The organism is Loktanella sp. DJP18 (assembly GCF_049310965.1).
Classification (GTDB): Bacteria; Pseudomonadota; Alphaproteobacteria; order Rhodobacterales; family Rhodobacteraceae; genus Loktanella.
The window spans coordinates 24,086-36,001 of sequence record NZ_JBMERN010000035.1; the positions used below are offsets into that span (position 1 = coordinate 24,086).

Below are 11,916 nucleotides of genomic sequence, written 5' to 3' on the forward strand. Positions count from 1 at the left end.
GACCGTCGCACGGTGTCATCCCGACCCAGCCGCCCGAGGACGACTTCATGACCGACGTCACCCGCCCGGTGCTGCACGCCCGCGGCATCTCCAAATTCTTTCCCGGCACCGTCGCGCTCGACAATGTCGACCTCACCCTGAAAGCAGGCGAGATCCATGCCTTGCTGGGCGAAAACGGAGCAGGAAAGTCCACGCTGATCAAGTGCCTGACCGGCGTCTACCGCCGGGATGGCGGAGAGATCGTGCTGGACGGCACTCCCGTCGATCCGAAATCCACGCACCACAGCCAGACGCTTGGCATCGGCACGGTTTACCAGGAAGTGAACCTGCTGCCGAACCTGACGGTGGCCGAGAACCTGTTTCTGGGCCGCCAGCCAATGCGCGGCCCCTTCGTGGACCGCCGCCGCATGAACGCCGAGGCGACCACATCCCTGCGCGGTTTCGGGATCAAGGTCGATCCCACACAGCCTCTGTCCAGCTATTCCGTCGCAATCCAGCAGGTCGTGGCCATCGCCCGCGCGGTCGAGATGTCGGGCAAGGTACTGATTCTCGATGAACCGACGGCAAGCCTCGACCATGACGAAGTGCAGCTTCTGTTCGGCGTGATCCGCCAGTTGAAGGACCGCGGGCTTGCTGTCGTCTTCATCACCCATTTCCTCGATCAGGTCTTCGATATCTGCGACTGCGCCACCGTGCTGCGCAACGGACAGGTCGTGGGCCGCGTCGATCTTGCAAGCGCCACACGCAATGACGTCATCACGCTGATGCTCGGCCGGCAACTTGCCGCACAGGTCCGCACGCATGCGCCTCACATCGAAGGCAAACCACTTTTGCAGATCGACGGGTTGCAGAAAACCGGGATGCTGGACGCATTCAGCCTCGATCTGCACGAAGGTGAGGTCGTGGGGCTGGCGGGCCTGCTGGGGTCAGGCCGGACCGAGACGGCAAACCTGATCTTTGGTGCCGTCAAGGCCGACCACGGTCGCCTGCGCCTGCGCGGCAAGGCGATCCAGGTCCGCAACCCGCGCGACGCGGTAGCGCATGGCTTTGCGCTGTGTCCCGAAGACCGCAAGACCGAAGGCATCGTCGGCGACCTGAGCGTGCGCGACAACATCGTGCTGGCCCTGCAGGCCCGGCAAGGCTGGATGAAACCGGTGCCGCGCAAGAAGGTCGAGGCGATTGCCCAGCACTATGTCCGCACGCTGGATATCCGGCTGGCGAACCTCGACATGCCAATCCGGCTGTTGTCGGGCGGCAATCAGCAAAAGGCGCTCTTGGCGCGGTGGCTGGCGACGGACCCCGATTTCCTGATACTGGACGAACCGACGCGCGGCATCGACATCGGTGCCCACGCCGAGATCATCGCCCTGATCGGACGACTGCAACAGGACGGCATGGCCCTTCTGGTGGCCTCCTCCGAGATGGAGGAGCTTGTCGCCTATGCCAACCGCGTCATCGTTCTGCGCGACCGGCGGCAGGTCGGTGAACTGGTGGGCGCGCAGGTGACAGCCGACAACATCATCCGTGCCATCGCTGGCGACCAGATGCCGGAGGCGGTGGCATGATGCGGCAGGCGTTCCTGCGGCGGATCACGCCGCAACTGATTATCCTCGCCATTGTTTTGGGCCTGAACCTGCTCGTGTTCCCCGGTTTCTTCAAGGTTGAGATGCAGAACGGGCGCCTGTTCGGCAACCTGATCGACGTGCTGAACCGTGGCGCGCCGACGGCCCTGTTGTGTCTTGGCATGACACTCGTCATCGCCACCAAGGGCATCGACCTGTCGGTCGGTGCCGTCATGGCGATCGCAGGTGCGACGGCGGCATCGCTGGTCGTGGACGGCAATCACTGGACGACGGCCGTCGTGGGTGCGCTGGCGGTCGGCGCGATCTGCGGGCTCTGGAACGGGTTCCTGGTCGCCGTGCTGCGCATACAGCCCATCGTGGCGACGTTGGTGTTGATGGTCGCGGGGCGCGGCATCGCGCAATTGATCACTGGCGGCACCATCCTGACGTTCCTCGACCCCGGATTGATCCGCCTTGGCGCGGGCACGGTGCTGGGCATTCCCACGGCTGTCGTGATCTGGATCGTGCTTGGCACCTTCGTCGCCGTCTTCGTGCGCCGCACCGCGCTCGGCATGCTGATCGAATCCATCGGCATCAACGAGGCATCCTCGCGTCTGGCCGGGATCAACAGCCGCGTCCTGCTGGTCTGCGTCTATGTCGTCTCGGGTCTTGGGGCGGCCATCGCGGGAGTCATCGTTGCGGCCGATATTCAGGGGGCGGACGCGAACAACGCGGGGCTCTGGCTAGAACTCGACGCGATCCTCGCCGTCGTGATCGGCGGCAACTCTCTGCTGGGCGGGCGGTTTTCCATCATCGCATCACTGCTGGGCGCGATGATCATCCAGTCGGTCAATTCGCTGATCCTGCTGTCTGGCCTGCCACCGGAGTTCAACCTGATCATCAAGGCGCTGCTGATCCTCGCGATCCTCGTGATCCAATCGCCACGGGTCGGCCATTTGCTATATATCCTGCGCGCCTCTGCCCCGCTGTCGTCGCGCAAACCCTCGCCCCCGCTGAAGGAGGGTCCGCGATGATCCGTTCCACCCACCTGCCCCTTCTGGTCACGCTGGCGACCTTCGTGTTGGCCTATGCGCTGTGCGCGTCGCAATATCCCGCGATGCTGTCCCTGCGGGTCGTGGCGAACCTGCTGACGGACAATGCCTTCCTTGGCATCGTCGCAGTCGGCATGACCTTCGTGATCCTCTCGGGCGGGATCGACCTGTCGGTAGGGTCCGTCATCGCCTTTACCGGCGTCTTTCTGGCGGTGATCCTGCGCGACACCAACATCCACCCGGTAGCCGCCTTCGCGCTGGTGCTGGTCATCACAGCGACCTTTGGCGCGGCGATGGGCGCAATCATCCATTACCTTGAAATGCCGCCCTTCATCGTGACGCTGGCCGGCATGTTCCTTGCCCGCGGCGCGGCCTATGTCTTGTCCACGGATTCCGTGCCGATCACGCACGAATTCTACGAGATGCTGCAGCAGATCTACTGGCGCACCGAAAGCGGTGGGCGGTTTCGCCTGATCGGCGGCGTGATGATCCTGACATTCATCGTCGGCGCGCTGGTGGCGCATCGCACCCGGTTCGGCCAGAACGTCTACGCCCTTGGCGGCGGCGGGGTCACCGCGCGTCTGATGGGTGTGCCACTGGCATCGACCACCATCGGCATCTACGCCATTTCCGGGGGTCTGGCCGGTCTGTCGGGGATCGTCTTCTCGCTCTATACCTCTGCCGGATATTCGCTGGCGACGGTGGGCGTCGAACTTGACGCCATCGCCGCCGTCGTCATCGGTGGCACCCTGCTGACGGGCGGCTACGGGTTCGTCGCGGGGACATTCTTCGGCATCCTCATCATGGGGCTGATCCAGACGTACATCGTCTTCGACGGGTCACTGTCGAGCTGGTGGACAAAGATCGTCATCGGGGGTTTGCTCTTTGCATTCATCCTTCTTCAAAAGGGGCTGACGTGGGCATCGACGACACGCAGAAAAGCAGCAACTGGCTTCGTCACGCCATCATGACCTTCGTCCACTCCGGTGGGCGCGAAGAGCGGGCGTCGAACCACACCACCTTTGTCGTCGATCAGATGGGCCAGGCCATCGTCGCCGGCGACTATCCTGCCGGCACGATGATCCCCCTCGACCCCGACATGTGCGAGATGTTCGGCGTGTCGCGCACCGTTGTCCGCGAGGCCAAGAAGACGCTGATCGCCAAGGGCCTGATCCAGTCCAAAGCCAAGGTCGGCACCCATGTGCGCGCCGCCGACGACTGGAACATGTTCGACGAGGACGTGCTGATGTGGCATGCGGCGCAGAAGAATCCGACGCAATTCTACGAGGAACTGTTCGAGATCCGCATGATCTTCGAACCCGCCGCCGCCGCTAAGGCCGCACATATGGCCAACGTGGTTGACTCGGCCCGGCTGACGCAACTTTGCGACGACATGGAACTGGCAACCGACCGCGCGGCCTTTGCCGTCGCGGACTACGAATTCCACAAGCAGATCCTGAAGCTGTCGCAGAACCGGTTCCTGCATTCCTTGGGCGACATGGTGCAGACCGCGCTTTATTCCCTGTTCATGACCGAGGCGAACGACGCGTTTCCGCAGAGCAAGGTCGAGGTATCGCGCAAGCATCGCGCGATTGCCGTGGCCATCGCGCGGGGAGAGTCGGCGCGGGCGCATGCCGCCATGACCGAAGTCATCAGCGACAGCTTCGGTCGCACCCGCCTGCGCTGCAAGGTCGGCTAGGCCAGCTGGCGTTTGCCGGGCTGCGGATGCGCCGCAGGGTTCATGGTGGGCGCGTCGTCGGACGGGGGCCATCCGGTCGGATTGCAGACCTGCAGCGACACATCGAGGAAGGCATCCAGCGCGTCGCAGATCGCGTCATGATCCTGTACCTGCGCCGCAAGTTGACCACGGATGAAGGTTTCGACCAGAGAGGCGGCGCGGCCAAGTTCCGGCAGGCCCAGCGATCCCGCAGCCCCTGCAATCTTGTGCAGGACCGCCTCGGCGCTTGCCGCGCAAGTCGCCGGGTCGTCGTGCCGCCGCATCGCATCGAGCAGCAGTTCGAGCCCGTCGTGGCGGGCATAATGATGGGCGATGAACCGGTCCCGCAACGGACCCAACGTCCGGTCGAGATGTGGGAGTTCGGTCATGCGCTTGCTCCCATGTACCAGAAGTTCTCGAGGTTCTTTTCCAGGCGCTGCGCTTCTTGTTCCGCGCTGTTGACGGCCTGCGACATCGTATCCAGCGCGGACGCTCCCGACTGCCACATCAGCCGACTGGACTGCCCGGCACAGACGCGCACGTGCAGGGGGCGGCCATCGCTGCAGTGCATGCCCAGCGCGTGGATGGCGATGTTCAGTTGATCCGTGAAACGGTCGAAGTCGCTGAGCTTGCCGCCTTCGATGACGCAGACGAACGTGCCGTTTCCGGCATAGGCCGCCATGAAATTTTCCCTCGACAGCGTGTCGGACAGCGCCTCTGCGATATCGACGATCATGCTCTGAAAGTCGAAGGAGGAGGTGTTCAGATACAACTGCTCGACCCGGCGGACCGAGATGGCAAAGACGCTGGACCCGAACAGTCGCGTGCGGGACAGCCTGGCAACATAGTTTTCCAGGGCCACCACATCGACGATCCCGTCGATGTCGCGAATGTCGAACGGCTTGTAAAGAGACAGCGGAGCGTCCGACACCCCTGCACGGGGCCCCGACGGCATACGCGTCAGCGTGTCGCCGGCCTGACGGCGGGCCTCGACCAATGCGCGCAGAACGTCGACCCGCGCCTGAAGCTCGGTCACCTCGAACGGCTTGTTCAGATAATCGGTCGCACCGGCCCGGAAGGCCCCGTCGATATACTTCTTGTCGGACATCGCCGTCAGCATCAGGATCGGCGTCAGATCATAGCCATGAAGCTGCCGGATGGCATGACACACCTCGATCCCGGACATGCCCGGCATCTGGATATCCAGCATGACGCAGTCGAAGGCCGGTTCTGCGTCGATAAGCGAGAGCGCGTCGTGACCGTTTTCGACCGTGGTCAGGTCATGCCCGCCAAGGCCGCCGACGATCTCTTCCAGAAGCTCGAGAATGAAGGGATCGTCATCAACCGCGAGGATTCTCATCGTTCAGGCCTTTCCGCCAAAGGGCGTCGCTTCGCGACACGAAACTCTTTACCTTTGAGATTAAGTTGAGGGCAAATTATGGTCTGATTTTGTCCTGAACGTGCTTTTTCATGGCAATTAATACCTTAGGCGGACGATTTCCGCAACGTCGCGCCGATCCATCAGCCCTCATCGCAGGCCGCCACGTCTAACCCTATACACGTCAGGGTAGTATTGTCACAACCGGAATATTTTGCTAATTTGCTTTCGCAAACGTCGGTCGGGGGCGCTAGGTTTTCTGTAACCCCTCGCAGACGGGGCACCGTCGATTGGTCACGCCCCATGGTTTACAAGTCGAATTTGCGAACTCGCATCGCGATCGTCGCGCTTTGCGTGGGTGTAACGGCAGTTCTGGCCTTCGCGGCGCAGGTTGTCGCCGACCGTCGCGCGCAGTCTGCCTACGATTCAATCGTCGAGGACAGCCGCGCGGCGCTGATCACGCGGCTGGACACCTATCTTCTGGCCCTTGACGGACTGGGCGCGTTCCTGAGGGCGTCCGAAAGCGTCGCGGCAACCGATTGGGCGGACTACGTCGATACGCTCGACATCGCCCAGACCCTGCCGGGCATTCTGGGGCTGGGGCTGGTGCAGCCCGTGGTCGGCCCCGGCCTGATCGACGTTTTGAACGCTGCCCGTGCGGCGCAGGAACCAGAACTTGTGATACATACCGAAACCGGCCGCCCGGATAAGATGGTGGTGCGGTACATCGCGCCAGCCAGCACGAACGCTGCGGCCCGCGGGCTCGACATCAGTTACGAACAAGCGCGGCGCACCGCCGCCATCGCGGCGCGAGACACCGGACAGCCGCAACTGACCGGTCCGATTTCTCTGATGCAGGACCAGTACGAAGGTCCCGGCATGCTTCTGCTGAGGCCCGTCTATGACAGGCAGACGACACCCTCCACTGTTTCGACCCGCAGGGCCGCGCATGTCGGTTGGGTCTACGCGCCGTTCTTTGCGGGTCAGGCCCTGACTGGATTGACCGCGAGCCAGGGGCAGTTGTTCGACCTGAAGGTGTGGGACGCCGAAGATACCATCTATCGCACCGGGGTCCGCACGAGCCCGGCCCGCTTTACCCGATCCGCCGACCTGCGGCTTTTCGGGCGGACCTGGTCCCTGACCTGGACAAGTACCGCCCTGTTCGAGCAACAACACAGAACCTATGCGCCCTTCCTCGTCCTGCTGGCCGGCCTGTGCGCCTCTTTCCTGCTGTGGCGGTATCTGCGGGTGCAGTCCGACCACGACGAACGGATCGAGGCGCTGGTGGACAGCAAGACTCGTGCGCTGTCCGACCGGGAACGCCAGAATCTCTCGGTCATTGAAAATTCGGTTTTCGGCGTCATGCATCTGGACGAGGACGGCAAGATCGTCGCGCTGAACCCGGCAGCCATGCAGATCATCGGTCCTGACAGCGCCGGTCTGGTCGGGCACCGTTTTTCAGACATCGTCAAACCCGACGACCCCACTGCGGATCTGTCGACGCCCTGGACCGCAGCAATCGCCACCGATGGATCGCTGCGCAGACTGGAGGTTCAGGTCAACGCCTGGCACCGATCCGACGGTGTGCCGCTTCAGTCCGTCCTGTTGCGCGACGTCACCGATGAAACCCGATCGCGTGTGGCACTCAGCCAGATGGAAGAACGCTGGAACATGGCGTTGCAAGGTGCGGAGATTGGTGTTTTCGACCTCGATCTGGCGACCAAAACCTCGGTCTTTTCAGAAACCTGGCGACGGTTGATGGACCTGCCGCCCGACCTTGAAACGAATATCGAGGCGCATTTCCTTTCTCGTGTGCATCCCGATGACGTCGACCTGATCCACGCATCGTATCGTGCCACGATCAGGGGCTGCACGCCGCGATCGATCGCAGAGTTCCGGGTCAGGTTTCAGGACGGAAGCTGGCGCTGGATGCGGTCGGATGCAGTCGTCGTCGAACGCGACGCCGACGGCAGGGCCTTGCGGCTGGTCGGGTCGCAGACCGACATCTCTGCCCTGCGCACCGCCCAGCAGGCCCACATCCATGGAGAAGAGATGCTGCGGCTGGTCATCGATCGCGCGCCGGTGGGCACCGCGATCCTTGACGTGAATGGCCACCTGACCCGGTCCAACGCGGCCCTGGCACATCTGACCGGCCATGATGAGCACGGCCTGGCAGGCTGTCATTTCAGCACGCTTCTTACGGAGGACGAAAAAAGCGATGTGCTGGCCTCTGTTGCCGACCTGCAGGGCGACTCCGGCCGGACATACCGGGGCGAACATCAAATCAAACGGGCCGATGGCGAAATCCGATGGGGTCTGGTGAAGGTGACCTGGGCCTTCGACCCGACGCAGCAGATGGAAATCTACATCGTCCAGATCAACGACATCACGCAGGAAAAGCAGGCTGAAGTGGTCAAGGGCGAGTTCATCGCCACGATCAGCCACGAATTGCGCACACCGCTGACCTCGATCAAGGGGGCGCTGGGATTGATGGCCTTGCATCAGCCGGCCGACGCCACCGGCCCCGCGACACGCTTGCTGGACATTGCCACTGCAAACACCGATCGGCTGATCAGGCTCGTGAACGACATCCTCGATCTGGAAAAGATCACGGCAGGCAAGATGGTATTCCGCATCGCACCGCACGACGCCGCAGCCCTTGTGTCGGAGGCGGTCGAACAGAACTGCCCCCTGCTGATCAAGAGCGACCTGTCGATACGGATCGAGGACCGGATACCGGGCGCGCAGGTTCTGGTCGACGACGCACGCATGGCGCAGGTCCTCGGCAATCTGCTGTCGAACGCCTGCAAGTTCGCGCCAGCGCACAGCGAAATCGTGGTCGACATCACGTCTGACGGCGATTTGATAAGGTTCGGCGTGACCGATACCGGACCCGGCGTGCCGCCGGCGTTTCACGACCGCATCTTCTCTCCGTTTTCGCAGGCCGACGGTTCCGACACCCGTCAAAAAGGCGGCACCGGTCTTGGCCTCAATATCTCGCGTCAGGTCGTCGAACGCATGGGTGGCACGATCGGCTTCACCAGTGACCCCGACGTGCGGACCACGTTCTATTTCACCTGCCCGCACCACATCCGGCCGGGACAGTCGGTTACGGCCGTGGAAGACAACGCACAGCGCAAGATGATCCTCCATCTGGAGGACGATCCGGTATTTGCCGAAACCATCCGCTCCGGCCTGTCAGACATCGCCTGCGTGACGACTGCTGCGACTGCGGCCGAGGCGCGTCTGCGCATGACCGAATGCACCTACGACCTTATCCTCATCGACCGGACGTTGCGCGACGGTGAAGCGATCGGTCTGCTGGAAGAACTCATCGTCGCTCAGCCGAACGCCCGGATCGTGGCCGTGTCATCCCCGGCGAATTCCTCTGGTGAAGCCCCCAACGGTCCACCCGTCATCGTATCCCCCGACGCCTTGCAGCGGATCGTCGCCGACCTGCGGCAGCAGATGCTGAAAACCGCCACGACATGATGGACGCTCACCTCTCTTCCGTCTAAAAACTGCCCCAAACGCTTTCTAGTTGTCTGCAACATTTAACGGTCAAGCCGCCAACTCCGCGGCGATATTCATTTTTTTCCGAGGTTTCGATGACGAGAGATGGCGCAACACTTTTCAGGGCAGCACTTCTGGTAACAGCCGGCACGGCGGTATTCGCATTGGTCTGGCTGGCGCAGTTCAGCGGCGGCGTCGCCTTGGCCCTGGCGATCGCGCTGGTCTGGGCGGTCAGCCTGACGGTCGATACGATCCTGCCAGACCGCAAGCGGCGGTTTGACGCTGACACCGATGTGCGACCCCTGATGAACCTCGACGAACAGGCCCTGACGATCCATGCGATGGTTGTAAAGACCGACAGCGGCGGTCGGATCAGCTTCGTCAACGACCGGTTCCTCGGGCTGACCGGCTTCGACGCCGCTGACCTGATCGGCAAAAGCCCTGACACCTATGGTCACCCGGACGATTCCGACGTGCGAGCCGACGTGATCGAGGCGCATGCCGCTGGCGACATCTGGACCGGCAGACAGCGGATCGTCGGCAAATCCGGGCAGGTCTTCGAGACGCAGACGACCCGCATCGCGCGCCGCGATGACCGGCAACGCACCCATGGCGCGATCACAGTCCACACGGACATGTCCCGCCAGACCGTCACGTCCCGTTCGCTGGATGCCGGCAAAAGCCTGCACCTGCTGTCCGAACCCGTGTTCATCGTCAGCGCCCAGACGCACGAGGTCGCCTTTGCCAACGACGCTGCCGTCGCCCTCTTCGGCTGGGATCGCGATGCGCTTTCCGACGTGCGGATGTCCGATGTCACTCTGGCGCGCGACCGCCCCGCCGTGATGGAACAGATCTTGGCACTGGAGGCAGGGCAAATCGACCACTTCTGTTTCGACGCCCTTGTCAATGACGTGCCGTTTCAAGGCGAAATCCAACTGATAGAGGCCGCCGATATCGGCCGGCGGCTTTACGTCGTCCTGCGCGATCAGGCCACGGAGCAGGCCGTCTCCCGCGCCAAGGACGAGCTTGTTGCAACTGTCAGCCACGAGTTGCGCACCCCGCTGACGTCGATCAAGGGCGCGCTCGGGCTGATCCGGTCGGGCTCTGCGGGGGAACTTTCGGACAAGATCGTCAGCCTACTCGATATTGCCTACCGTAACGCAGACCGGCTGGTGCTGATCGTCGACGACATCCTCGACCTCGAAAAACTCGCTGCCGGGCAGATGGATTACGACATGGAATGTCATGACCTAGTCCAGACCGTCCGGGAGTGTGTCAGTTCGAACGAATCGTTCGCCACCCGTTTCGGTGTGTCGATCCACTTCGACGCCATGACGGCACCCGCGTGGGTCATCTATGATGCGGATCGCATCCATCAGGTCGTGACGAACCTGATCTCGAACGCCTGCAAGTTCTCGCCGAAAGGATCGCAGATCCACGTAACCGTGACCGTCGGGGACGACGTGTGTCAGGTCCGTGTCGCCGACCGGGGCGCAGGGATTCCCGCCAGCGCGCAGGAACGGATCTTTGACCGCTTCACGCAGGTCGGCAAGGCCAACCGTGCCCGCAAGGGTGGCACCGGCCTGGGTCTGAGCATCGTCAAGGGCATCGTCGAAAGCCATGGCGGAACCGTCTGGCTGACCAGTGAGGAAGGTCTTGGGACGACCGTCACCGTGACGTTCCAGCGCGCACAGGAACCTGACATGCAATGGCCAGCTGCGCTTGCAGCCGAAGGAGGGCGGTAGCATGGCGTCGCATCCCATCCGTCTGCTGCATGTCGAGGACGACCACGACATCCTTGAGATCGCGCTCATGTCGCTCGAAATCTCGGGTGGTTTCGAGATTCTGCAGTGTGACAATGGGGCTGCCGCACTGGCCAAGGCCCTGGCGTTTCGACCGGACATCATGATTTTCGACCTGATGATGCCAGAGATGAGCGGCGTGCAACTGCTCGCAAAATTCCGGGCCGACCCCGACTTCGCCGACATTCCCGTCATCTTCATGACTGCCCGGGCCCAGCAGCATGATCGTCGCACATTGATCGACTTGGGCGCGGTCGAGGTCATCGTGAAACCCTTTGACCCCATCACGCTGGGCGATCAGATCAAGCAGATCATGGCCAGCGTCGCTTGACGTCGCAAGGTATGACCGGAGCCGACTGACCCACGCCCCGATCCTTCGACGGATTTCCGGTGTGTTTCAGGCTACTGCCTGCACCTGCTGATCGGTCTGGGATGTGTTGAGTTGACCACGGCGGGCGGTTGACCACCATGGGACGGCAGATGGTTGGAGAAGGTCATTCAGCGCCCGACACCTGCCTTGGCTTGTTCAAGGACCACGAACTGGGCTGCCTGTCATGCAGGCGGCGCTCGACCGACTCATGACAGCGGAACCCTGCAGGCTCTGGAAATGGCCGCGACCGGGTCGAATGGTTCAAAAGTCGTCGACTGCCTGGCGGGCGCGATTCACGTTGACCGATCGACTTAGACGCACGTTCGAAAGAGTTACGTGCTTGCGCCAAACTTTGGCAAAAGTTGCGTTCCGTTTTTGGTTCTCGACTTACCTCCAAATAAATATGGGAACAGTAACAATGGATTGACGTGATCCGATCAAACCGAAGTGGAGGACGATACAGCCCATCGGACTGGTCATCCGCATAGCCAATTGCCTGATCACCGCCCCGTCGACGATGCT

General features: G+C 62.3%; 9 protein-coding genes. 7 read left to right on the forward strand and 2 right to left on the reverse strand.

The features are described 5' to 3' along the window. The first annotated feature begins 47 nt into the window (after positions 1-47). The 4 genes from ACOI1H_RS12005 to ACOI1H_RS12020 are packed head-to-tail and all read left to right on the forward strand — an operon-like array spanning position 48 to position 4,313. Positions 48-1,565 (forward strand): sugar ABC transporter ATP-binding protein, encoded by a 1,518-nt coding sequence (locus ACOI1H_RS12005; RefSeq protein WP_422437742.1) that lies wholly within the window; start codon positions 48-50, stop codon positions 1,563-1,565. Further along, the gene (locus tag ACOI1H_RS12010) at positions 1,562-2,596 is read left to right on the forward strand and encodes an ABC transporter permease (RefSeq protein ID WP_422437743.1); all 1,035 of its coding nucleotides are present in this window, start codon (positions 1,562-1,564) and stop codon (positions 2,594-2,596) included. The genes ACOI1H_RS12005 and ACOI1H_RS12010 overlap by 4 nt, the downstream gene beginning before the upstream one ends. Then, the gene (yjfF, locus tag ACOI1H_RS12015) at positions 2,593-3,585 is read left to right on the forward strand and encodes a galactofuranose ABC transporter, permease protein YjfF (protein ID WP_422437745.1); all 993 of its coding nucleotides are present in this window, start codon (positions 2,593-2,595) and stop codon (positions 3,583-3,585) included. The genes ACOI1H_RS12010 and yjfF overlap by 4 nt, the downstream gene beginning before the upstream one ends. Then, entirely contained in the window at positions 3,531-4,313 is a 783-nt protein-coding gene (locus ACOI1H_RS12020) for a FadR/GntR family transcriptional regulator (RefSeq protein WP_422437747.1), read from the forward strand. Before yjfF ends, ACOI1H_RS12020 begins: the two co-directional genes overlap by 55 nt. On the opposite strand, the gene ACOI1H_RS12025 is transcribed toward ACOI1H_RS12020, so the two are convergent. Together ACOI1H_RS12025 and ACOI1H_RS12030 are read right to left on the reverse strand one after the other, a co-directional pair. Further along, positions 4,310-4,720 (reverse strand): Hpt domain-containing protein, encoded by a 411-nt coding sequence (locus tag ACOI1H_RS12025; protein ID WP_422437749.1) that lies wholly within the window; start codon positions 4,718-4,720, stop codon positions 4,310-4,312. The genes ACOI1H_RS12020 and ACOI1H_RS12025 overlap by 4 nt on opposite strands. Further along, a complete protein-coding gene (locus ACOI1H_RS12030; RefSeq protein WP_422437751.1) occupies positions 4,717-5,691 on the reverse strand; it encodes a response regulator in 975 nt (324 codons plus the stop codon). The genes ACOI1H_RS12025 and ACOI1H_RS12030 overlap by 4 nt, the downstream gene beginning before the upstream one ends. Before the next feature lie 321 nt (positions 5,692-6,012). On the opposite strand from ACOI1H_RS12030, the gene ACOI1H_RS12035 reads away from it, so the two are divergent. The 3 genes from ACOI1H_RS12035 (at position 6,013) to ACOI1H_RS12045 (ending at position 11,355) form a co-directional block, all read left to right on the forward strand. Beyond that, entirely contained in the window at positions 6,013-9,201 is a 3,189-nt protein-coding gene (locus tag ACOI1H_RS12035) for a CHASE domain-containing protein (protein WP_422437753.1), read from the forward strand. Between the two features lie 116 nt (positions 9,202-9,317). After that, the gene (locus tag ACOI1H_RS12040) at positions 9,318-10,967 is read left to right on the forward strand and encodes a PAS domain-containing sensor histidine kinase (RefSeq protein ID WP_422437755.1); all 1,650 of its coding nucleotides are present in this window, start codon (positions 9,318-9,320) and stop codon (positions 10,965-10,967) included. Position 10,968: 1 nt separating this feature from the next. After that, positions 10,969-11,355: a response regulator gene (locus ACOI1H_RS12045; RefSeq protein ID WP_422437757.1), complete on the forward strand. Its 387-nt coding sequence runs from the start codon at positions 10,969-10,971 to the stop codon at positions 11,353-11,355. Positions 11,356-11,916: the final 561 nt, after the last annotated feature.